The sequence below is a fragment of the Atlantibacter sp. genome (assembly GCF_032062175.1).
GTDB lineage: Bacteria > Pseudomonadota > Gammaproteobacteria > Enterobacterales > Enterobacteriaceae > Atlantibacter.
In genome coordinates, this window is record NZ_DAMBQK010000037.1 from 1 (window position 1) to 23,486 (window position 23,486).

Genomic DNA, 23,486 nt, shown 5'->3' on the forward strand with positions numbered 1-23,486 from the left:
TCGCAATCCGTGAAGGCGGCCGTACCGTTGGCGCGGGCGTTGTTGCTAAAGTTCTCAGCTAATCGCTGATAACATTTGACGCAATGCGCATGAAAAGGGCATCATTTGATGCCCTTTTTGCACGCTTTCGAACCAGAACCTGGCTCATCAGTGATTTTTTTCTCATAATCATTGCTGAGACAGGCTCTGAAGAGGGCGTTTAGTCCGAAACATTTATCCTCCGCCATGTTACTGATTAATGCAGTAACGGATTGAAAAATGACGGAAATACGCGATTCGGTTCGGTTTGCCTCGCTGTGGCGGGGCAAAAATGTTTGTCTGATTTATTGTGACAGGTTGGTTTATGAGTGCGAATACCGAAGCTCAGGGAAGTGGGCGCGGCCTGGAAGCGATGAAATGGATCGCCGTGGCGGTGCTGCTTATCGTAGCTATCGTAGGCAACTACATTTATCGTGATATATCCCTGCCGTTGCGTGCCCTGGCAGTGGTGATTTTAATTGCGGCAGCGGGCGGCGTTGCGCTGCTGACCACGAAAGGCAAAGCGACCGTCGCGTTTGCCCGTGAAGCGAGAACCGAAGTCCGTAAAGTGATTTGGCCAACTCGCCAGGAAACATTGCATACCACGTTAATTGTAGCGGCGGTTACTGCTGTAATGTCACTGATCCTGTGGGGCCTGGATGGTATTCTGGTCCGCCTGGTTTCTTTTATCACTGGCCTGAGGTTCTGAGATGTCTGAAGCTCCTAAAAAGCGCTGGTACGTCGTTCAGGCGTTTTCCGGTTTTGAAGGCCGCGTAGCGACTTCCCTGCGCGAGCATATCAAATTACATAACATGGAAGAGTTGTTTGGCGACGTGATGGTCCCAACTGAAGAAGTTGTGGAGATCCGTGGCGGCCAGCGTCGCAAAAGCGAACGCAAATTCTTCCCGGGCTATGTGCTGGTCCAAATGGTCATGAACGATGCGAGCTGGCACTTAGTGCGCAGCGTACCGCGTGTGATGGGCTTCATCGGTGGTACTTCGGATCGTCCGGCTCCGATCAGCGATAAAGAAGTGGATGCGATTATGAACCGCCTGCAGCAGGTGGGTGATAAGCCGCGTCCGAAAACGCTGTTTGAGCCGGGTGAGATGGTTCGTGTTAGCGATGGTCCGTTTGCTGACTTCAACGGCGTTGTTGAAGAAGTCGATTACGAGAAAAGCCGCCTGAAAGTGTCTGTATCCATTTTCGGACGCGCAACGCCAGTTGAACTGGACTTTGCTCAGGTCGAAAAGGCCTAACAGTCAGGTTGTAAAAGCAACGATTAATCGTTGCACAGGGCGCGAGATTGGACTACAATTTCGCGCCTTTTGTTTTTATGGGCCTTGCCCGTAAAACGATTTTTATAACGGGGAGCTTCATTGAAGCGCTATCACCCAATCAGAGGATTTTAGAATGGCTAAGAAAGTACAAGCCTACGTTAAGCTGCAAGTAGCAGCTGGTATGGCGAACCCGAGTCCGCCAGTTGGTCCGGCACTGGGCCAGCAGGGCGTGAACATCATGGAATTCTGCAAAGCGTTCAACGCCAAAACTGATTCCATTGAAAAAGGTCTGCCGATTCCGGTTGTTATCACCGTTTATGCTGACCGTTCTTTCACCTTCGTTACCAAAACTCCGCCGGCAGCCGTTCTGCTGAAAAAAGCGGCGGGTGTTAAGTCTGGTTCCGGCAAGCCGAACAAAGACAAAGTGGGTAAAGTAACCCGCGCTCAGGTGCAGGAAATTGCGCAGACTAAAGCAGCGGACATGACTGGTGCTGACATTGAAGCGATGACTCGCTCAATCGAAGGTACTGCTCGTTCCATGGGCCTGGTAGTGGAGGACTAAGAAATGGCTAAACTGACCAAGCGCATGCGTGTGATCCGTGAGAAAGTTGATGCGACCAAACAGTACGACATCAACGAAGCTATTTCTCTGCTGAAAGAACTGGCTACCGCTAAATTCGTAGAAAGCGTTGACGTTGCTGTTAACCTCGGCATCGACGCGCGTAAATCTGACCAGAACGTACGTGGTGCAACTGTACTGCCGCACGGTACTGGCCGTTCAGTTCGCGTAGCTGTATTTACCCAGGGCCCGAACGCTGAAGCAGCTAAAGCTGCTGGCGCTGAGCTGGTAGGTATGGAAGATCTGGCTGACCAGATCAAGAAAGGCGAAATGAACTTTGACGTTGTTATTGCTTCCCCGGATGCAATGCGCGTTGTTGGCCAACTGGGCCAGGTTCTGGGCCCACGCGGCCTGATGCCGAACCCGAAAGTCGGTACTGTAACGCCGAACGTTGCTGAAGCGGTTAAAAACGCGAAAGCCGGTCAGGTTCGTTACCGTAACGACAAAAACGGCATCATCCACACCACCATCGGTAAAGTGGACTTTGACGCTGACAAACTGAAAGAAAACCTGGAATCCCTGCTGGTTGCGCTGAAAAAAGCAAAACCGTCTCAGGCGAAAGGTGTTTTCATCAAGAAAGTTAGCATCTCCACCACCATGGGTGCAGGTGTTGCGATTGACCAGGCTGGTCTGAACGCATCAGCGAACTAATAATTCGCTATTTACGTGGGCGGCGGATTTGTCTACAATCTTACGCCCACGATTCTGTCGAATAAGACAGAACGCTATGCGAGCCATGCGAATCGCAACAGTGATTCAAAAGGTGAACGCGTAGACAGAATTTTCGGTTGGAGCCTGGCCTTATCCAGGCCCCGTCCAAGACCGCAGGTGTTTCTTTGAAACTTAATGTCCTGCGTAGACGGTGACAGAACCTGAAGACCTTTTTAAAAGTTTTCTTTGGCTTGTTTCTGCTCACCGTATTAAGACGCTCTTTTCTTTTTGGGAAGAGTGAAGTGAGTTCCGGAACATGAGTTCCGGCAAACATCCAGGAGCAAAGCTAATGGCTTTAAATCTTCAAGACAAACAAGCGATTGTTGCTGAAGTCAGCGAAGTAGCCAAAGGCGCGCTGTCTGCAGTAGTTGCGGATTCCCGTGGCGTTACTGTAGACAAAATGACTGAACTGCGTAAAGCAGGTCGCGAAGCCGGCGTATACATGCGTGTTGTTCGTAACACCCTGCTGCGCCGTGTTGTTGAAGGGACTCAGTTTGAGTGCCTGAAAGACGCGTTCGTTGGTCCGACCCTGATTGCATACTCTATGGAACACCCGGGCGCTGCTGCTCGTCTGTTCAAAGAGTTCGCGAAAGCGAATGCAAAATTTGAGGTCAAAGCCGCAGCCTTTGAAGGTGAGTTGATCCCGGCATCGCAAATCGATCGCCTGGCAACCCTGCCGACCTACGAAGAAGCAATTGCACGCCTGATGGCAACCATGAAAGAAGCTTCGGCTGGCAAACTGGTTCGCACTCTGGCTGCTGTTCGCGATGCAAAAGAAGCTGCTTAATTGCAGTTATCTTTATAAAGCATCTGCTTACATATAACTTTATTCTGATTTTCAGGAACAATTTAAATGTCTATCACTAAAGATCAAATCATTGAAGCAGTATCCGCTATGTCCGTAATGGACGTTGTAGAACTGATTTCTGCAATGGAAGAAAAATTCGGTGTTTCTGCTGCTGCTGCTGTCGCTGTTGCTGCTGGCCCGGCTGAAGTTGCTGAAGAGAAAACTGAATTCGACGTAATTCTGAAAGCTGCCGGCGCTAACAAAGTTGCCGTAATCAAAGCTGTACGTAGCGCGACTGGCCTGGGTCTGAAAGAAGCTAAAGACCTGGTTGAATCCGCTCCGGCCGCTCTGAAAGAAGGCATCAGCAAAGACGACGCAGAAGCTCTGAAAAAATCTCTGGAAGAAGCTGGCGCTGAAGTTGAAGTTAAATAAGCCAACTTTTCTGGTTGCAGCCTGAGTAATCAGGCTGATGGCTGGTGACTTTTTGGTCACCAGCCTTTTTGCGCTACAGGGCGCCAGTAGCCTTTCACACTATTTATCTACTGGTTTCCCCCAATGGTTATTTCTATCGACGACTTAATATATTGCGACAGGGCAAGCGCACTGTGTAAATCGCAACGAAATGGTTTAAGAGTGATAGAAACAGGCATTGCGGAAAGTGTTCCATTTTCCGGTCAACAAAATGGTGTTGCATAAACTGTCCTTATTCAATGGACAGAGTGGGTCGACTTGTCAGCGAGCTGAGGAACCCTATGGTTTACTCCTATACCGAGAAAAAACGTATTCGTAAGGATTTTGGAAAACGTCCGCAAGTGTTGGACATTCCTTATCTCCTTTCTATCCAGCTTGACTCGTTCCAGAAGTTTATCGAGCAAGATCCTGAAGGCCAGTATGGTCTGGAAGCGGCATTCCGTTCCGTGTTCCCGATCAAGAGCTATAGCGGCAACTCGGAACTGCAGTACGTCAGTTACCGTCTTGGCGAACCCGTATTTGACGTTAAAGAGTGTCAAATCCGTGGCGTAACCTATTCGGCTCCGCTGCGCGTGAAACTGCGTCTGGTGATCTACGAGCGCGAAGCGCCGGAAGGCACCGTTAAAGACATTAAAGAACAAGAAGTGTACATGGGCGAAATCCCGCTCATGACCGATAACGGTACTTTCGTTATCAACGGTACTGAGCGCGTTATCGTGTCTCAGCTGCACCGTAGCCCGGGTGTGTTCTTCGACAGCGACAAGGGTAAAACTCACTCTTCAGGTAAGGTGCTATATAACGCACGTATTATCCCTTACCGTGGTTCCTGGCTGGACTTCGAATTCGATCCGAAAGACAACCTGTTTGTCCGTATCGACCGTCGCCGTAAACTGCCTGCAACCATTATTCTGCGCGCGCTGAACTACACCACTGAACAGATCCTTGACCTGTTCTTTGAGAAAGTGATTTTCGAAATCCGTGACAACAAGCTGCAAATGGAGCTGGTCCCGGAGCGTCTGCGTGGCGAAACCGCTTCTTTCGATATCGAAGCAGACGGCAAAGTGTATGTCGAAAAAGGCCGCCGCATTACTGCGCGCCATATTCGTCAGCTTGAAAAAGACGACATTAAGCACATCGAAGTACCGGTTGAATACATTGCCGGTAAAGTGGCTGCGAAAGATTATGTTGATGAGTCCACCGGCGAGCTGATTTGCGCGGCGAACATGGAGCTCTCTCTGGATCTGCTGGCGAAACTGAGCCAGTCCGGCCACAAGCGTATCGAAACGCTGTTCACCAACGATCTGGATCACGGCGCCTACATGTCCGAAACGGTACGTGTCGACCCGACCAACGATCGCCTGAGCGCGCTGGTAGAAATCTACCGCATGATGCGCCCTGGTGAGCCGCCGACGCGCGAAGCTGCTGAAAGCCTGTTCGAGAACCTGTTCTTCTCCGAAGACCGCTACGATCTGTCCGCGGTGGGTCGTATGAAGTTCAACCGTTCTCTGCTGCGCGAAGAAATCGAAGGCTCCGGTATCCTGAGCAAAGACGACATCATCGAAGTGATGAAGAAGCTCATCGATATCCGTAACGGCAAAGGCGAAGTGGATGATATCGACCACCTCGGCAACCGTCGTATCCGTTCCGTAGGCGAAATGGCGGAAAACCAATTCCGCGTTGGCCTGGTGCGTGTTGAGCGCGCGGTGAAGGAGCGTCTGTCTCTGGGCGACCTTGATACCCTGATGCCTCAGGATATGATTAACGCCAAGCCGATCTCTGCGGCAGTGAAAGAGTTCTTTGGTTCCAGCCAGCTGTCTCAGTTTATGGACCAGAACAACCCGCTGTCTGAGATTACGCACAAGCGTCGTATCTCTGCACTCGGCCCAGGTGGTCTGACTCGTGAGCGTGCGGGCTTTGAAGTACGTGACGTACACCCAACCCACTACGGTCGTGTATGTCCTATCGAAACCCCTGAAGGTCCGAACATCGGTCTGATCAACTCCCTGTCTGTGTACGCACAGACTAACGAATACGGCTTCCTCGAAACCCCGTATCGTCGCGTTGTTGATGGCGTGGTGACTGACGAGATCCATTACCTCTCCGCAATTGAAGAAGGTAACTACGTCATCGCTCAGGCGAACACCAACCTGACCGAAGAAGGCCGTTTCGTCGACGATCTGGTCACTTGCCGTAGTAAGGGCGAATCCAGCTTGTTCAGTAACGACCAGGTTGACTACATGGACGTTTCCACCCAGCAGGTGGTTTCCGTCGGTGCGTCCCTGATCCCGTTCCTGGAACACGATGACGCCAACCGTGCATTGATGGGTGCGAACATGCAACGTCAGGCGGTTCCGACTCTGCGTGCTGATAAGCCGCTGGTGGGTACCGGTATGGAACGTGCTGTTGCCGTTGACTCCGGCGTAACCGCCGTGGCTAAACGTGGCGGTACCGTTCAGTACGTGGATGCATCCCGTATCGTTATCAAAGTTAACGAAGACGAGATGTACCCGGGCGAAGCAGGTATCGACATCTATAACCTGACTAAATACACCCGTTCTAACCAGAACACCTGCATCAACCAGATGCCGTGCGTGTCCCTGGGTGAGCCGGTTGAACGCGGCGACGTGCTGGCAGACGGTCCGTCCACCGACCTCGGTGAACTGGCGCTCGGTCAGAACATGCGCGTAGCGTTTATGCCGTGGAATGGTTACAACTTCGAAGACTCCATCCTCGTTTCCGAGCGTGTGGTTCAGGAAGACCGTTTCACGACCATCCACATTCAGGAACTGGCGTGTGTGTCCCGTGACACCAAGCTGGGGCCGGAAGAGATCACCGCTGACATCCCGAACGTGGGTGAGGCTGCGCTCTCCAAACTGGATGAATCCGGTATCGTTTATATCGGTGCTGAAGTGACTGGCGGCGACATTCTGGTCGGTAAGGTAACGCCGAAAGGTGAAACCCAACTGACGCCAGAAGAGAAACTGCTGCGTGCGATCTTCGGTGAGAAAGCGTCTGACGTTAAAGACTCTTCTCTGCGCGTACCGAACGGTGTTTCCGGTACCGTTATCGACGTTCAGGTCTTTACCCGTGATGGCGTGGAAAAAGACAAGCGTGCCCTGGAAATCGAAGAAATGCAGCTTAAGCAGGCTAAGAAAGACCTGTCTGAAGAACTGCAGATCCTCGAAGCCGGCCTGTTTGGTCGTATCTATGCTGTGCTGGTTGCTGGCGGCGTTGAAGCTGAGAAGCTCGACAAGCTGTCCCGCGATCGCTGGCTGGAACTGGGCCTGACCGACGAAGAGAAACAGAATCAGCTTGAGCAGTTGGCTGAGCAGTACGACGAGCTGAAGCACGAGTTTGAGAAAAAACTCGAGGCTAAGCGCCGCAAAATCACTCAGGGCGATGACCTGGCACCGGGCGTGCTGAAAATCGTTAAAGTGTATCTGGCCGTTAAACGTCAGATTCAGCCGGGTGACAAAATGGCAGGCCGCCACGGTAACAAAGGTGTTATCTCCAAGATCAACCCGATCGAAGATATGCCTTACGATGAAAACGGCACGCCGGTTGACATCGTACTGAACCCGCTGGGCGTACCGTCTCGTATGAACATCGGTCAGATTCTGGAAACCCACTTGGGTATGGCTGCGAAAGGTATCGGCGACAAGATCAACGCCATGCTGAAGCAGCAGCAGGAAGTCGCGAAACTGCGCGAATTCATCCAGAAAGCGTATGACCTCGGTGCAGACGTTTGTCAGAAAGTTGACCTGAACACCTTCAGCGATGAAGAAGTCCTGCGTCTGGCTGAAAACCTGAAAAAAGGTATGCCGATTGCAACGCCGGTATTCGACGGTGCGAAAGAGTCTGAAATCAAGGAACTGTTACAGCTGGGTGGCCTGCCGACTTCCGGTCAGATCACACTGTTCGACGGTCGTACCGGTGAGCAATTCGAGCGCCAGGTTACCGTTGGCTACATGTACATGCTGAAACTGAACCACTTGGTTGATGACAAAATGCACGCCCGTTCCACCGGTTCTTACAGCCTGGTTACTCAGCAGCCGCTGGGTGGTAAGGCACAGTTCGGTGGCCAGCGCTTCGGTGAGATGGAAGTGTGGGCACTGGAAGCATACGGCGCTGCCTATACCCTGCAGGAAATGCTGACCGTTAAGTCTGATGACGTGAACGGCCGTACCAAGATGTATAAGAACATCGTGGATGGCAACCATCAGATGGAACCGGGCATGCCGGAATCCTTCAACGTATTGTTGAAAGAGATCCGTTCGCTGGGTATCAATATCGAGCTGGAAGACGAGTAACTCTCGCTCAAACAGGTCACTGCTGCCAGGGTAAAACCTGGCGGCAGATTGTGCTAACTCCGACGGGAGCCAATCCGTGAAAGATTTATTAAAGTTTCTGAAAGCGCAGACTAAAACCGAAGAGTTTGATGCGATCAAAATTGCTCTGGCCTCGCCAGACATGATCCGTTCATGGTCGTTCGGTGAAGTTAAGAAGCCGGAAACCATCAACTACCGTACGTTCAAGCCTGAGCGTGACGGCCTTTTCTGTGCGCGTATTTTCGGGCCAGTAAAAGACTACGAGTGCCTGTGCGGTAAGTACAAGCGCCTGAAACACCGTGGTGTGATTTGTGAGAAGTGCGGCGTTGAAGTCACCCAGACTAAAGTGCGCCGTGAGCGTATGGGTCACATCGAACTGGCCTCTCCGACCGCGCACATTTGGTTCCTAAAATCTCTGCCGTCCCGTATCGGTCTGCTGCTGGATATGCCGCTGCGCGATATCGAACGTGTTCTGTACTTCGAATCTTATGTGGTTATCGAAGGTGGCATGACCAACCTCGAACGTAGCCAGATCCTGACCGAAGAACAGTACCTGGACGCGCTGGAAGAGTTCGGTGACGAATTCGACGCGAAAATGGGCGCCGAAGCTATTCAGGCCCTGCTGAAAAGCATGGATCTGGAGCAGGAATGCGAACAGCTGCGCGAAGAGTTGAACGAAACCAACTCCGAAACGAAACGTAAAAAGCTGACCAAGCGTATCAAGCTGCTGGAAGCGTTCGTTCAGTCTGGCAACAAGCCGGAGTGGATGATCCTGACCGTTCTGCCGGTTCTGCCGCCAGATCTGCGTCCGCTGGTACCGCTGGACGGCGGTCGTTTCGCGACGTCCGATCTGAACGATCTGTATCGTCGCGTGATCAACCGTAATAACCGTCTGAAACGTCTGTTGGATCTGGCTGCGCCGGACATCATCGTACGCAACGAAAAACGTATGCTGCAGGAAGCGGTTGACGCCCTGCTGGATAACGGCCGTCGCGGTCGTGCGATCACCGGTTCCAACAAACGTCCTCTGAAATCTTTGGCCGATATGATCAAAGGTAAACAGGGTCGTTTCCGTCAGAACCTGCTCGGTAAGCGTGTTGACTACTCCGGTCGTTCTGTTATCACCGTAGGTCCATACCTGCGTCTGCATCAGTGCGGTCTGCCGAAGAAAATGGCGCTGGAGCTGTTCAAACCGTTTATCTACGGCAAGCTGGAACTGCGTGGCCTCGCCACCACCATCAAAGCCGCTAAGAAAATGGTTGAGCGTGAAGAAGCTGTCGTTTGGGATATCCTGGACGAAGTTATCCGCGAACACCCGGTACTGCTGAACCGTGCCCCAACCCTGCACCGTCTGGGTATTCAGGCGTTCGAACCGGTTCTGATCGAAGGTAAAGCTATCCAGCTGCACCCGCTGGTTTGTGCGGCCTATAACGCCGACTTCGATGGTGACCAGATGGCTGTTCACGTACCGCTGACGCTGGAAGCCCAGTTGGAAGCGCGTGCGCTGATGATGTCTACCAACAACATCCTGTCTCCGGCGAACGGCGAGCCCATCATCGTTCCGTCTCAGGACGTTGTACTGGGTCTGTACTACATGACCCGTGACAGTGTTAACGCCAAAGGCGAAGGCATGGTGCTGACTGGCCCGAAAGAAGCGGAGCGTATTTATCGCGCTGGCCTGGCCTCTCTGCATGCGCGCGTTAAAGTGCGTATCACTGAATACGAAAAAGACGCTAACGGCGAATTCGTTGCGAAAACCAGCCTGATCGACACGACCGTTGGCCGTGCGATCCTGTGGATGATCGTGCCGAAAGGTCTGCCTTTCTCCATCGTCAACCAGGCGCTGGGCAAGAAAGCGATCTCCAAAATGCTGAACACCTGTTACCGCATTCTGGGCCTGAAGCCGACCGTTATTTTTGCTGACCAGACCATGTACACCGGTTTTGCCTATGCAGCGCGCTCAGGTGCGTCCGTAGGTATCGACGACATGGTTATCCCGGAGAAGAAACACGAGATCATCTCCGAAGCGGAAGCAGAAGTTGCTGAGATTCAGGAACAGTTCCAGTCTGGTCTGGTAACCGCTGGCGAACGCTATAACAAAGTTATCGATATCTGGGCTGCGGCGAACGATCGTGTATCCAAAGCGATGATGGATAACCTGCAAACGGAAACCGTTATTAACCGTAACGGTGAAGAAGAGCAGCAGGTTTCTTTCAACAGCATCTACATGATGGCCGACTCCGGTGCGCGTGGTTCTGCTGCACAGATTCGTCAGCTTGCAGGTATGCGTGGTCTGATGGCGAAGCCGGATGGCTCCATCATCGAAACGCCGATCACCGCGAACTTCCGTGAGGGTCTGAACGTACTCCAGTACTTCATCTCCACGCACGGTGCGCGTAAAGGTCTGGCGGATACCGCACTGAAAACGGCGAACTCCGGTTACCTGACCCGTCGTCTGGTTGACGTGGCGCAGGATCTGGTGGTGACCGAAGACGATTGTGGTACCCACGAAGGTATCATGATGACCCCGGTTATCGAGGGTGGCGACGTTAAAGAGCCGCTGCGTGACCGCGTTCTGGGCCGTGTAACTGCCGAAGACGTGCTCAAGCCGGGCACTGCTGACATCCTGGTGCCGCGTAATACGCTGCTCCACGAACAGTGGTGTGACGTGTTAGAAGCTAACTCTGTTGACTCGGTGAAAGTGCGTTCCGTTGTATCCTGTGACACCGACTTTGGTGTATGTGCACACTGCTACGGTCGTGACCTGGCGCGTGGCCACATCATCAACAAAGGTGAAGCTATCGGCGTTATCGCGGCACAGTCCATCGGTGAGCCGGGTACACAGCTGACGATGCGTACGTTCCACATCGGTGGTGCGGCATCCCGTGCGGCTGCTGAATCCAGCATCCAGGTGAAAAACAAAGGTAGCATCAAGCTCAGCAACGCGAAGTCGGTTGTTAACTCTGCCGGTAAACTGGTAGTGACTTCTCGTAACACCGAGCTGAAGCTGATCGACGAATTCGGTCGTACCAAAGAGAGCTATAAAGTGCCTTACGGTGCGGTTATGGCGAAAGGTGATGGCGAACAGGTTGCTGGCGGTGAAACCGTTGCAAACTGGGATCCGCACACCATGCCGGTTATCACTGAAGTAAGTGGTTTTATCCGCTTTACTGACATGATCGACGGCCAGACCATTACTCGTCAGACTGACGAGCTGACCGGTCTGTCATCTCTGGTGGTTCTGGATTCTGCTGAACGTACTGCCGGTGGTAAAGATCTGCGTCCTGCACTGAAAATCGTTGATGCCAACGGTAATGACGTTCTGATCCCTGGCACCGACATGCCTGCGCAGTACTTCCTGCCGGGTAAAGCGATCGTTCAACTGGAAGATGGCATTCAGATCGGTGCAGGTGATGCTCTGGCGCGTATTCCTCAGGAATCCAGCGGTACTAAGGATATTACCGGTGGTCTGCCGCGCGTTGCGGATCTGTTCGAAGCGCGTCGTCCGAAAGAGCCGGCAATCCTGGCGGAAATCAGCGGTATCATTTCCTTCGGTAAAGAAACCAAAGGTAAACGCCGTCTGGTGATCACGCCGGTTGATGGTAGCGATCCGTACGAAGAGATGATTCCGAAATGGCGTCAGCTCAACGTGTTTGAAGGTGAACGCGTTGAACGCGGCGACGTAGTGTCTGATGGCCCGGAAGCGCCGCACGACATTCTGCGTCTGCGTGGCGTCCATGCTGTGACCCGTTACATCACTAACGAAGTGCAGGACGTTTACCGTCTGCAGGGCGTTAAGATTAACGATAAGCACATCGAAGTTATCGTTCGTCAGATGCTGCGTAAAGCAACCATCGTTAATGCAGGCAGCTCCGACTTCCTGGAAGGCGAGCAGGCTGAATACTCCCGCATCAAGATCGCTAACCGCGAACTGGAAGCGAACGGCAAGATTGGCGTGACTTACGCGCGCGATCTGCTGGGTATCACAAAAGCCTCTCTGGCAACCGAGTCCTTCATCTCCGCGGCATCGTTCCAGGAGACCACTCGTGTGCTGACCGAAGCAGCGGTTGCGGGTAAACGCGATGAACTGCGCGGCCTGAAAGAGAACGTGATCGTGGGTCGACTGATCCCGGCGGGTACCGGTTATGCGTACCACCAGGATCGTATGCGTCGCCGTGCTGCGGGTGAACTCCCGGCTGCACCGCAGGTGACTGCAGAAGACGCCACTGCCAGCCTCGCAGAACTGCTGAACGCAGGTCTGGGTGGTTCTGATAACGAGTAATCGTGCTCAGCTAATAAAAAACCCGCTTCGGCGGGTTTTTTTATGGCTGAAACAAATCAGTTTGCGGGCGGCAACCGCCGGTAAAGCTCAATCATATCTTCCGCCAAATCCTGAATGACCATCGCGTTCATCAGGTGATCCTGAGAATGTACGGTAATCAGATTCACCGGCAGTTTGCCGGAGCCTTCGTCTATCCCGATAAGCTGGGTTTGGATTTTATGGGCCTGCTTAACAAATTCGTGGGATTGCACCATTGCCTGTTCGGCACCGCCAAAGTCGCCGCTTCGGGCCAGCCGCAGCGCGCATAACGCCTCGCTGCGCGCCGCACCGGCATTCACTAACAGCTCCATAATGAGCGTTTCCAGATCGTCCATGTTTACTCCAGCAGCTTAAGCGCTTTTTCGAGCACCACATCGCCTTTCATCATGCCGTAATCCACCATATCGATTACCGCGACTTTCTTGCCCTGCGGATCGGCAAGCGCCTGAAGTTTAGCCTGCTCATACTTCACCTGCGGGCCGAGCAGAATAATATCCGCGCTGTCGAGATTGTCCTTAAACTCGGCGACGGGCACTGCTTTAATCGACACTTCAATGCCTTTTTTCTGCGCGGCATCCTGCATGCGTTGGACCAACATGCTGGTGGACATCCCGGCAGCACAGCACAAAACGATATTCTTCATAGGTCGTATCCACTTTTCCTGATTATTAATATGATAATTATCTCTGCCGCTTGTCGGCAACAACCTGAATAATTCGAATATGCGTGAGTTATCACAAAACAGAAATGCAGGATTGACAGTGCATAAACACAGGCTTAGTCTCAAATAAGGTGGTATATACCACTTAACAATAAATAATCGATCAGGGATCCCTATGAATAATTTCACTGAATTGATGGAAAGAAAAATACTGCCTTTGGCAATGAAAATTGAAGGGAATGACTATCTCTCAGCCATCAAAGATGGCTTTATTCGTATCATGCCCTTTTTGATTATTGGTTCTTTTTTCTTGCTTATTGCTAACTTACCTATTCCTGGCTACAACGGATTTATTATTCACTGCTTTGGCGAAAAATTCATTGGCCGTTTAAATTATGTGCTCGACGCAACGTATTCCATTATGGCGCTGTTAGTCGTGATAAGTACCAGCGTTAGCTTAGCGAAAAGGTGGCAGCTTAATGAGATCTCATGTGCGTTAATCTCGCTGGTGAGTTTTTTAATTGTTACGCCGTTCAGAGCACCCGTTGAAAATGGCGTGATAAGCGATGTCATTCCTGTTTCGGCGCTGGGCGCCCAGGGCTTGTTTTTATCGCTGATCGTAACGATAATCGCGGTGCGTTTATATCGGCTGTTCAATCATCCACGTTTAACGATTCAAATGCCTTCCAGCGTTCCGCCAGCAGTCGCCAACAGCTTTAGTTCGCTAATTCCTTCCTTCATGATGGTGGTGTTGTTTTGGCTGGCGCGTTTAGTTTTTGAGGTTACTCCTTTTGGCACCGCTCAGGAGATGATATTCAAAGTGCTTCAAGCACCGATGATGGAACTGGGTAATACGCTGCCATCACAAATGGTCGCTGAGTTCTTTGTGAGTTTCTTCTGGTTTTTTGGTCTGCACGGCGACTCTATTGTTACAGCCATTATGGGGCCGATCTGGCGTTCATTAACGCTGGAAAATATGCAGGCGATGAAGCAAGGCTTACCGCCAGTTAATATTATCACGCAACAATTCCGCGATGTGTTTCTTATCTGCGGCGGTACGGGATTTACTCTGGCAATGTTGCTGGTCATGCTTTTCAGAGCAAAGAGTAAAAGGATGCGCGAAATAGCTAAGCTGGCGTCTCCAGCTGCCATCTTTAATATTAATGAGCCGATTATCTTTGGCGTTCCCATTGCCTTAAATCCCATTTTATTTATTCCTTTTATTATTGTTCCAGTTGTGTTGTGTGTCATTACCTACAGCGCGATGAGTTTCGGTTTGTTGCCATTAACGTCTGGCCTGGAGATACCCTGGACAACACCTATTTTTATCAGTGGGTTTCTGATTTGCGGCTGGAAAGGCATGCTTTTTCAGGTAATTAATTTGGCTGTCGCCATGACGATTTATTATCCCTTTGTCATGGCGTTAGATAAGCAATATTTGCGCGAAGAAGATGCGGTAGATGACTCCTTAACTGTCGTTCAGCCCCTCGCTACCGAGTAAAAAGGATCAGGATATGAGTAACAAATTAAAGATTGTCACTATTGGTGGCGGGAGTTCTTATACCCCAGAAATTATCGAAGGGTTTATCCAGCGTTATAGCGAAATGCCAATCAAAGAAATTTGGCTGGTAGATGTTGAGGCCGGGCGTGAGAAGCTTGAAGTCGTTGGCAACCTGGCGAAACGCATGGTTGAAGCGGCGGGTATTCAATGCCAGATCTATTTAACGCTGAACCGCCGCGAGGCGCTAAAAGACGCCGACTTTGTCACTACCCAGTTGCGCGTTGGCCAGTTGGATGCGCGTATCAAAGATGAACGCATCCCCCTTTCTCATGGCTTAATTGGCCAGGAAACTAACGGAGCCGGTGGGTTTGCTAAAGCTTTGCGTACTATCCCGGTGATTCTGGATATCTGTCGCGACATGGAGGAGCTCTGTCCGAACGCCTGGTTAATTAACTTCACTAATCCCAGCGGCATCGTTACTGAAGCGGTGCTCAAGCACAGTAAAATAAAGTGCATCGGCCTGTGTAATTTATCTCAGTCGATGCAGCGTATGGTGGCGGAGATCCTCGGAGTTGATAAGTCACGCTTTTTACTGCATCTCACCGGGCTGAATCATTTCCTCTATGGCACTCATGTCTATATGGATGGAAAAGATGTCATGCCGGAGGTACTTAAAAATCTTCGATATGATAGTTCGCACAAACCGAAAAATATCCCTGACATTCCATGGTTGCAGGCGCAAATTCACCATCTGGGCGTGATCCCATGCCCTTATCATCAATATTACTATGCCACCAGCGATGTGCTGGAAACACAACTGAGGGAATTCGCCGAACACGGTACGCGGGGTGAAGTGGTTCAAAAAGTTGAGCATGAATTGTTTGCGCTATATAAAAATCCGCCGCTCCATGAAAAACCCAAACAGCTGGAACAGCGCGGCGGCGCTTATTATTCTGAGGCGGCTTGTGAATTAATTAGCGCTATTTACAACGACAAGAATATGTTGATGACGGTAAATATCCGCAATAACGGCGCTATCCGCTCCTTACCTGATGATGTGGCAATCGAGACGACCTGTGTGATTGGCCGCTACGGGGCGATCCCATTAAATAACGATCCGTTACCCACGACGGTGTGCGGACTGGTGTCATTAATGAAAGCCTGGGAAGAGATGGCAGTGGAAGCCGCAGTGACCGGGGATTACGGGGCAGCGTTGCAGGCATTAACGCTGAATCCGCTGGTGCCTTCAGGCAAAATCGCCAAAGTGGTACTGGATGAATTGCTGGACGCGCATCGCGAGTATTTACCCCAGTTTTTTCGGGAATAATGATTTACGGCTGCGCATGCGGAACAGGTCTCCACGGTTATAACTCCACGAGTAGTTAAATACCGTACCGTCCTCAAGCCAGGTACTTTCTTTAATATGCAGCATCGGTGAGTTGGCCGTGATTTCCAGCAGCGCGGCCATTTCTTTATCAAACAAACTGGCGCTGACCAGCGCATCGGAACCACCAATTTTCTGGCCGCATTTTTGTTCGATAAAAGCATACAGGGAATGATTTTGAAGGATTTCATCATCAATAACGCTAACGATTGCCAGCGGTATATAGCTGTCCTCAATCATGACCGGGACATTATCAAACAGCCTAACCCGGCGAATAGCGTGTACAGGTTCATTTTCCGCCACGCCGAACTGGCTATTCAGCAATTCTCCAGCCGGTTGATGGACATGATAGATAAGACGACTGGTGATAGAGACTTTGCCGCGTAGTTCGTGAGTGACGCCAAGCGAGCTGCCCTCACCGCCGGGGTTAAGTAAATAGGTTGGCTGCGATACCGCACGGTTCACATAGGTCCCTTTACCGACAATCTTTTTTACCAGTCCTTCCTGTTCCAGTTGCGCTATGGCTTTTTGCACGGTGGCGCGTGTGACCTGGTATTTCTCAGCCAGCTCACGTTCAGAAGGGATGAGAGAACCTACCTGATATTTCTGGCTGTGGATGTCACGTTTCAGGGTATCGCGGATAAGGATATACAACGGTTTCATGGCTTTCCCTGTAAGGATCACGCAACTGTCGGCAGGCAACGCTTCCGTTCCGGCACGGCGCAAATTCAGTAATGGATGGAAAATAATCATGTTAAATCATAATGAAGCATACTGGCAGCAAAAAGGCGCTCATCTGACGGTTAGCGCTATTCTTAATCAACCCCGTCTGTGGCAAGAAGGGCTGGAGCAGGTTAAACAGCAGCAGGAGGCAATTGCCGCATTCTGGCAAACCTGCCCACCGGCTAACAGGATACTGATTACCGGCGCGGGCTCGTCGTTGCTCGCTGCACAGGCGGCGGCTAACTGGTTGCGAAGCGTTGTTTCCCGGCCTGTCGAGATCGTTCCCGCCACGGATTTAATTCTACAACCACACCGCGTACCTTCCGATATTGTGCTGGTATCGGTGAGCAGTTCCGGAAATACCCCGGAAACGGTAAGCGTCACGGAGCAAATATTAGCCGCCGCGCCGCAAACGCCTTACATAGCTATCACTAATAACCCATCCAGCAGGCTGGCGAAGCTGGCTAACCACTCTCCGATCAGCGTGTTTATCCCTGCACCGGAAGGCACGTCTAACGCAAGTTTCGCCGCAACCTCTGAATTCACGATACCGATGTGGTATACGATGCTGCTGCTGGCGCCAGAACAATGGCCCCAGGCGGAGAGGGTATTACCGCTGCTGCAACGCGGCGCGAGTTACTTCTTTGAACACGAGGCGGCGGGAATTGAACAGTGGGCGGCGGGACGGCGTAATAACGTGGTCGCGTTAGGCGCATTATCGTTAAAAGCGATTGCCTGCGAATCCAGCCTGAAACTGCTGGAAATGGGCAACGGGCAGGTGATGACGGCCTGGCATTCCATGCTGGAGTTTCGTCATGGCCCTAAATTAATCATCAACCGCGACGCGACGGTGGTGGGATATATGGCCGCGAACCCTGATATTCACCGTTATGATAAAGACATGCTGGTGGAATTAAGGCATGAAAGAAGCGCGCTGGCGCAGATTGTTGCTATTGGCCATGATGCGCTGCCGGACCACGCTCAGGTCGCCGATCGCTACTTCCATTTTGCCTGCCCGGAATTGGCTGATTTTCATGAAGCATGGGCTGCCATGCTGTATGTGCTGTTTGCCCAACTGGCAGGGCTGTATTGCGCGATTGAGCTTGGCGTCACGCCGGATATGCCTTCGCGCGACGGTAAAGTCGCCAAAGTGGCAAACGTCACCGTGTATTAATAATGGCGGGGCGGTTTTGCCGCCCCGAATTGTTAATGGCCGTCCCTTCCCAAAAAGCTGTCCCAGTCTTTCCATACCGGCTGAATGCCCGATCGGCTCAGTGCGGCAGCGACCTCTTCCGGCCTGCGTGAATCGTGGGGCGCAAACTGTTCAAGCTCAGGGTGGTCGTCGGCATAGCCGCCGGGCTGGGTTTTAGAGAATGCGCTAACGCTGGTGATCGCCAGCGGGATCACGTTATCGCGAAACGCCGGGGATTCACGGGTCGACAGCGACAGTTCGACCTCTGGCACAAGCAGGCGAAACGCGCAGATCGTCTGCACCAGTTGGCGTTCATCCATAATCGACGCCGGTTCTACGCCGCCAGTGCAGGGGCGTAAGCGCGGAAACGAGATGGAGTAACGGCTTTTCCAGTAGTGCTGTTGCAGCCATAGCAGATGTTCCGCCACCATATAGCAATCCACGCGCCAGCTGTCGGACAGGCCAATCAATGCGCCCAGCCCGATCCGGTCGATCCCGGCGCGCCCGAGGCGATCCGGCGTTTCCAGCCGCCAGAAGAAATCCTGCTTGTTGCCGCGCAAATGGTGCCGGGCATACACGGCTTCGTGGTAGGTTTCCTGGTAAACCATTACGCCATCCAGCCCCAGGGTTTTCAGCTCGGCGTATTCCTGCTCCGCCAGCGGCTGTACTTCCATTTGCAGGGAGGCAAATTGCTCGCGGATGGCCGGGAAATGCGCCCGGAAATAATCCATGCCGACTTTGCTCTGGTGCTCGCCAGTCACCAGCAGCAGATGGTCGAACCCCAACGCTTTTATCGCTGCGCATTCACGGGCAATCTCATCGGCGTCCAGCGTCTTGCGCTTGATGCGGTTGCTCATGGAAAACCCGCAGTAGGTGCAGTCATTGGCGCACAGATTGGACAGGTACAGCGGCACATAGAAGCTGACGGTATGCCCGAAGCGCTGACGGGTCAGACGCTGCGCCTGCCGGGCCAGCGGCGCCAGATACGCGTCGGCGGCGGGGGAGAGTAGGGCCATCATCTCCTCGCGTCCAGGGCGAGGGCACCGCAAAGCGCGTTCAACATCATCAGGCGTTTTGCCGTTGATACGCAGCCGGATGTCGTCCCAGTCCAGTTCGCGCCAGCGGTCAGTGAAGGTTTTCATCGCGCCTCTCCCAGAAACTGGGTTAATGGGCTGGAGGCCTCCGCACGCCAATGCCGTGCGCCTAAACCAGCGGCTCGCGCGGCGACGCCCGCCTCTACTGCCAGACGAAACGCCTGCGCCATCGCCACCGGATCGTTAGCCACGGCAATCGCGGTGTTCACCAGCACCGCCGATGCGCCCATTTCCAGCGCTTCGCAGGCGTGGCTCGGCGCGCCAATCCCGGCGTCGACCACCACCGGCACCGTGGCCTGTTCGATAATAATGTTGAGCAACGCGCGGGTTTGCAGCCCCTGGTTAGAGCCAATCGGCGCGCCAAGCGGCATCACCGCCGCGCAGCCCACTTCTTCGAGCCGCTTGCACAGCACCGGATCGGCACCGCAGTAGGGCAGCACCACAAAGCCCGCCTTCACCAGTTGTTCGGCGGCCAGTAGCGTTTCGATGGGGTCGGGCAGCAGGTAACGCGCGTCAGGGTGGATTTCCAGTTTTACCCAGTTGGTTCCTAATGCTTCCCGGGCCAACTGCGCGGCGAATACCGCTTCCTGGGCGGTTTTCGCACCGGAGGTATTAGGTAACAGCGTTACGCCCAGCGCCTGCAATGGGGCAAGAATAGCGTCCTGATGATGGCGTAAATCGATGCGCTTCATCGCCATCGTCACCAGTTGGCTGCCGCTGGTGCGCAGGGCGTCGGTCATCAACTGCGGTGAAGCAAATTTACCGGTGCCGGTAAACAAGTGGGAGTTAAAGGTTTTATCAGCAATACGTAACATCTTAGCCTCCGGCGATGACCTGAAAAAGCAGCACGCTATCGCCGTCCTGCAATATGTGTTCTGACCACTGGCTGCGCGGCACGATGGCGTCATTAACCGCCAGGGCGATGCCCGGCTTCAACAGATTTTGCTTTTCCAGCAGCGCGTGCAGCGTGATCGCCTCGGCGCAATCCGTCTGCTCGTCGTTAAGCGCAATCCGCATGGCGACCTCCGCATACCGGGCAGTGTGGCGCGGGTTGCAGATTAAGCGAGCGCCACTGATGGCGGCGTCCATCAAACAGCCGTAGCTGGTTATGCGAACCGGAGATACCGCAAAGCAATTTAATGGCTTCCAGCGCCTGTAGCGTACCCATCACACCGACCACCGGGCCGAGTACGCCTGCCGTGCGGCAATTGCGTTCCGGCTCGGCGGCGTCCGGCCATAAACAGCGGTAGCAGCCGTATTGCCAGGGCGGCGTCAGCACCATTAATTGCCCGCCAAACCCCACGGCGCTGGCGCTGATCAGGGGTTTATCCAGTGCCACGCAGGCGGCGTTCACGGCCTGGCGGGTGGTCATGTTATCGCTACAGTCCAGCACCACATCAACGTGGGCAACGGCGCGATGCAATGTGTCGCCCGTCAGACGCTGCGCCAGCGCCTCGATCAAGATGTCCGAATTAAGCTGTTGCAGGCGGCGCTGGCTGGCGGCGGCTTTGTTCTCGCCAATATCCTGGGTGGTAAACAGGATCTGACGCGGTAGGTTGCTTACGTGTACCGCGTCGTCGTCCGCGAGTATCAGCGTACCGACGCCCGCTCCTGCCAGATACAGCGCGGCGGGGCAGCCCAGCCCGCCGAGGCCGATAATCAGCACCCGCGCGTGTTTCAGGCGCTGTTGCCCGTCAACGGCGATATCCTCCAGCAGGATTTGCCGGCTGTATCGCATAAAATCACGATCGTTCATCGCCAACTCCTGCCAGTTTCAACAACTGTGCTGTAGCTGCTTTCCAGTCCTGCGCCTGGGTAATGGCGCTGACCACCGCAATGCTGCCGACACCCGTGGCAAGCACCGCCGGGGCGCGCTCAAGCGATATACCGCCGATGGCGACCGTCGGGTAATCCCCCAGCCGCTGAACGTGGGCGGCCAGTTGTTCGAGGCCCTGCGGGGAGGAGGGCATCTGCTTGGTTTGGGTAGGGAACACGTGCCCGAGGGCGATATAAGAGGGCTGCGCCTTCAGCGCGATGTCGATTTCCATATCATCATGGGTAGAAACGCCAAGCCGTAAACCGGCGGCGCGAATCGCCTCAAGATCGGTGGTTTCCAGATCTTCCTGGCCCAGATGCACGCCGTACACCTGGTGCTTAACCGCCAACCGCCAGTAGTCATTGATAAACAGTCTCGCCTGATAGCGATGGCCTAACGCGATGGCGTCAATAATGTCGCCTTCGACCTCTTCGTCTTGCTTATCTTTGATGCGCAACTGTAAGGTGCGGACGCCCGCGTCAAGCAGACGAGCTATCCACTCGACGCTATCCACGACCGGGTATAAACCCAGCCGTTTTGGCACCGACGGAAACAGTGGCTGAACCATTACGCTTCCTCCTGACGCAGATAAATTTCGCCGCCCCGGGCGCGGAAGTTATTCGCCATATCGCTGAGGCCCGCCTCCCGCTCCTGCGCCGCCGCGTAGTCGCGCACTTCCTGGGTGATTTTCATCGAGCAGAATTTCGGACCGCACATCGAGCAGAAGTGGGCGACTTTGCCGGACTCCTGCGGCAGGGTTTCATCGTGCCAGGCGCGGGCGGTAAACGGGTCCAGCGCCAGGTTAAACTGATCTTCCCAGCGGAATTCGAAGCGCGCTTTCGACATGGCGTTATCGCGGATCTGCGCGCCGGGATGGCCTTTGGCGAGGTCGGCAGCGTGGGCGGCGATTTTATAGGTTATCAGCCCCTGCTTAACGTCTTCTTTGTTGGGCAAGCCGAGATGCTCTTTCGGCGTGACGTAGCACAGCATCGCGCAGCCGAACCAGCCGATCATTGCCGCGCCAATGCCTGAGGTGAAATGGTCGTAGCCCGGTGCGATATCGGTGGTCAGTGGACCCAGAGTATAGAACGGCGCTTCGTGGCAGTGCTCCAGCTCTTCGGTCATATTGCGGCGGATCATCTGCATCGGCACGTGGCCCGGGCCTTCAATCATCACCTGCACATCGTATTCCCAGGCGATTTTGGTTAGCTCGCCCAGAGTATGCAGCTCGGCAAACTGCGCTTCGTCGTTGGCATCCTGAATTGAGCCAGGACGCAGGCCGTCGCCCAGCGAGAGCGAGACGTCATAAGCGGCGCAGATTTCGCAGATCTCGCGGAAATGCTGATACAAGAAATTCTCCTGATGATGGGAGAGGCACCACTTCGCCATGATCGAGCCGCCGCGCGAGACAATCCCGGTCAGGCGCCTGGCGGTCATCGGCACATAGCGCAGCAGTACGCCCGCGTGGATGGTGAAATAATCCACGCCCTGTTCGGCCTGCTCAATCAGCGTGTCGCGGAACATCTCCCAGTTGAGGTTTTCGGCGATGCCGTTCACTTTCTCCAGCGCCTGGTAAATCGGCACCGTACCGATCGGCACCGGGCTGTTACGCAGGATCCATTCGCGCGTTTCGTGAATATAGCGGCCCGTGGAGAGGTCCATTACCGTGTCCGCGCCCCAGCGTGTGGCCCAGACCAGTTTTTCCACTTCTTCTTCAATAGAGGAGGTCACGGCGGAGTTGCCGATATTGGCATTCACTTTCACCAGGAAATTGCGCCCGATAATCATCGGTTCCAGTTCCGGGTGGTTGATGTTGGCAGGGATAATGGCGCGCCCGGCGGCCACTTCATCCCGGACAAACTCCGGCGTGATGTTGTCCGGCAACTGTGCGCCAAAACCGACGCCCGGATGCTGCTGGCGCAGTACGGCGGTGCGAATGCGTTCCCGGCCCATGTTTTCACGGATAGCGATAAACTCCATTTCCGGCGTCACGATGCCCTGACGCGCGTAGTGCAGTTGCGTCACGCGGCGGCCTGCTTTGGCGCGTTGCGGCGTTAACAGGCCGGTAAAACGCAGCGCATCCAGCCCTTCATCCGCCAGGCGTTCGCGGGTATAGGTGGAGCTTAAGGAGGCCAGGGATTCGGTGTCGTTGCGTTCGGCAATCCAGCGGCTACGCAGCTTGCCAAGACCGGCGTGGACGTCAATCTGCACAGCCGGGTCGCCATAAGGACCGGACGTGTCATATACCGGCACCGGCTCATTAGGTTCATAGCGCGGTGCATCCTGGTTGCCGCCCGTCAGCGTCGGGCTGAGCTGGATTTCACGCATTGGCACCCGGATGTCGTCACATGAGCCTGCAAGGTAGATGCGTGACGAATTCGGGAAAGCGGTGCCTTCCAGGGTATCGATAAAGTGTTGGGCCTGTGCGCGGGTTTCGCGACGGTTGGGTTTAGTAGTAACAGACATAGCGCGTTCCAGTTAATCAGCAGGAAAGGGCTTGTCAGAACAACGGAGGGAGTAACAAAACCTGAGCGTTTAAGGTGCGGCAGCCCGTTAAAAACGGTGCGCCACGGCGCAGGTCTA

20 protein-coding genes are annotated in these 23,486 nt (G+C 53.6%); 11 read left to right on the forward strand and 9 right to left on the reverse strand.

The window, feature by feature from the left end; all coding sequences use genetic code 11:
• Positions 1-343 precede the first annotated feature (343 nt).
• From secE to rpoC, 8 genes are all read left to right on the forward strand, one after another.
• Complete coding sequence (gene secE / locus RT120_RS21080) at positions 344-727, forward strand: preprotein translocase subunit SecE (RefSeq protein ID WP_002438629.1); 384 nt, start codon at positions 344-346, stop codon at positions 725-727.
• Between the two features lies 1 nt (position 728).
• The gene (gene nusG / locus RT120_RS21085) at positions 729-1,274 is read left to right on the forward strand and encodes a transcription termination/antitermination protein NusG (protein WP_125295710.1); all 546 of its coding nucleotides are present in this window, start codon (positions 729-731) and stop codon (positions 1,272-1,274) included.
• 154 nt (positions 1,275-1,428) lie between these two features.
• A complete protein-coding gene (gene rplK, locus RT120_RS21090; RefSeq protein ID WP_312985778.1) occupies positions 1,429-1,857 on the forward strand; it encodes a 50S ribosomal protein L11 in 429 nt (142 codons plus the stop codon).
• Between the two features lie 3 nt (positions 1,858-1,860).
• Positions 1,861-2,565, forward strand: coding sequence for a 50S ribosomal protein L1 (gene rplA, locus RT120_RS21095; RefSeq protein ID WP_312985779.1), 705 nt, complete (start codon positions 1,861-1,863; stop codon positions 2,563-2,565).
• 349 nt (positions 2,566-2,914) lie between these two features.
• Complete coding sequence (gene rplJ, locus RT120_RS21100) at positions 2,915-3,412, forward strand: 50S ribosomal protein L10 (protein ID WP_002438625.1); 498 nt, start codon at positions 2,915-2,917, stop codon at positions 3,410-3,412.
• A gap of 66 nt (positions 3,413-3,478) precedes the next feature.
• Positions 3,479-3,844, forward strand: a complete 366-nt coding sequence (rplL, locus tag RT120_RS21105; RefSeq protein WP_312985780.1) for a 50S ribosomal protein L7/L12 — start codon at positions 3,479-3,481, stop codon at positions 3,842-3,844.
• A 320-nt stretch (positions 3,845-4,164) separates the two neighbouring features.
• Positions 4,165-8,193 (forward strand): DNA-directed RNA polymerase subunit beta, encoded by a 4,029-nt coding sequence (gene rpoB, locus RT120_RS21110; RefSeq protein ID WP_312985781.1) that lies wholly within the window; start codon positions 4,165-4,167, stop codon positions 8,191-8,193.
• A 76-nt stretch (positions 8,194-8,269) separates the two neighbouring features.
• A complete protein-coding gene (rpoC, locus tag RT120_RS21115) occupies positions 8,270-12,493 on the forward strand; it encodes a DNA-directed RNA polymerase subunit beta' (RefSeq protein ID WP_312985782.1) in 4,224 nt (1,407 codons plus the stop codon).
• A gap of 56 nt (positions 12,494-12,549) precedes the next feature.
• On the opposite strand, the gene RT120_RS21120 is transcribed toward rpoC, so the two are convergent.
• Together RT120_RS21120 and RT120_RS21125 are read right to left on the reverse strand one after the other, a co-directional pair.
• Positions 12,550-12,867 carry a PTS lactose/cellobiose transporter subunit IIA gene (locus RT120_RS21120; RefSeq protein WP_312985784.1) on the reverse strand — a complete coding sequence of 106 codons (318 nt, stop codon included), beginning with the start codon at positions 12,865-12,867 and terminating at the stop codon, positions 12,550-12,552.
• A 2-nt stretch (positions 12,868-12,869) separates the two neighbouring features.
• Positions 12,870-13,175, reverse strand: coding sequence for a PTS sugar transporter subunit IIB (locus tag RT120_RS21125; RefSeq protein ID WP_312985785.1), 306 nt, complete (start codon positions 13,173-13,175; stop codon positions 12,870-12,872).
• A gap of 193 nt (positions 13,176-13,368) precedes the next feature.
• Between RT120_RS21125 and RT120_RS21130 the strand changes: the two genes are divergently transcribed.
• Together RT120_RS21130 and RT120_RS21135 are read left to right on the forward strand one after the other, a co-directional pair.
• On the forward strand, positions 13,369-14,694 hold the full coding sequence (locus RT120_RS21130) for a PTS sugar transporter subunit IIC (protein WP_312985786.1): 1,326 nt from the start codon (positions 13,369-13,371) through the stop codon (positions 14,692-14,694).
• 13 nt (positions 14,695-14,707) lie between these two features.
• Positions 14,708-16,021 carry a 6-phospho-beta-glucosidase gene (locus tag RT120_RS21135; RefSeq protein WP_312985787.1) on the forward strand — a complete coding sequence of 438 codons (1,314 nt, stop codon included), beginning with the start codon at positions 14,708-14,710 and terminating at the stop codon, positions 16,019-16,021.
• Here the strand turns inward: RT120_RS21135 and RT120_RS21140 are convergent.
• Positions 15,998-16,831, reverse strand: coding sequence for a GntR family transcriptional regulator (locus RT120_RS21140; RefSeq protein WP_312985788.1), 834 nt, complete (start codon positions 16,829-16,831; stop codon positions 15,998-16,000). The genes RT120_RS21135 and RT120_RS21140 overlap by 24 nt on opposite strands.
• Between RT120_RS21140 and RT120_RS21145 the strand changes: the two genes are divergently transcribed.
• On the forward strand, positions 16,830-17,975 hold the full coding sequence (locus RT120_RS21145) for an SIS domain-containing protein (protein ID WP_312985790.1): 1,146 nt from the start codon (positions 16,830-16,832) through the stop codon (positions 17,973-17,975). The two genes, RT120_RS21140 and RT120_RS21145, sit on opposite strands and share 2 nt — an antisense overlap.
• A 32-nt stretch (positions 17,976-18,007) precedes the next feature.
• Here RT120_RS21145 and thiH read toward each other — a convergent pair whose 3' ends face one another.
• Genes thiH through thiC form a run of 6 tightly spaced genes read right to left on the reverse strand, consistent with a single transcriptional unit; the run spans position 18,008 to position 23,369 of the window.
• Entirely contained in the window at positions 18,008-19,135 is a 1,128-nt protein-coding gene (thiH, locus tag RT120_RS21150; protein ID WP_312985792.1) for a 2-iminoacetate synthase ThiH, read from the reverse strand.
• Complete coding sequence (thiG, locus tag RT120_RS21155) at positions 19,132-19,902, reverse strand: thiazole synthase (RefSeq protein WP_312985794.1); 771 nt, start codon at positions 19,900-19,902, stop codon at positions 19,132-19,134. The genes thiH and thiG overlap by 4 nt, the downstream gene beginning before the upstream one ends.
• 1 nt (position 19,903) lies before the next feature.
• On the reverse strand, positions 19,904-20,104 hold the full coding sequence (thiS, locus tag RT120_RS21160) for a sulfur carrier protein ThiS (RefSeq protein WP_312985796.1): 201 nt from the start codon (positions 20,102-20,104) through the stop codon (positions 19,904-19,906).
• Complete coding sequence (locus RT120_RS21165) at positions 20,088-20,843, reverse strand: HesA/MoeB/ThiF family protein (RefSeq protein WP_312985798.1); 756 nt, start codon at positions 20,841-20,843, stop codon at positions 20,088-20,090. Before RT120_RS21165 ends, thiS begins: the two co-directional genes overlap by 17 nt.
• Positions 20,830-21,471 (reverse strand): thiamine phosphate synthase, encoded by a 642-nt coding sequence (thiE, locus tag RT120_RS21170; protein WP_312985800.1) that lies wholly within the window; start codon positions 21,469-21,471, stop codon positions 20,830-20,832. Before thiE ends, RT120_RS21165 begins: the two co-directional genes overlap by 14 nt.
• The gene (thiC, locus tag RT120_RS21175; RefSeq protein WP_312985802.1) at positions 21,471-23,369 is read right to left on the reverse strand and encodes a phosphomethylpyrimidine synthase ThiC; all 1,899 of its coding nucleotides are present in this window, start codon (positions 23,367-23,369) and stop codon (positions 21,471-21,473) included. The genes thiE and thiC overlap by 1 nt, the downstream gene beginning before the upstream one ends.
• Positions 23,370-23,486: the final 117 nt, after the last annotated feature.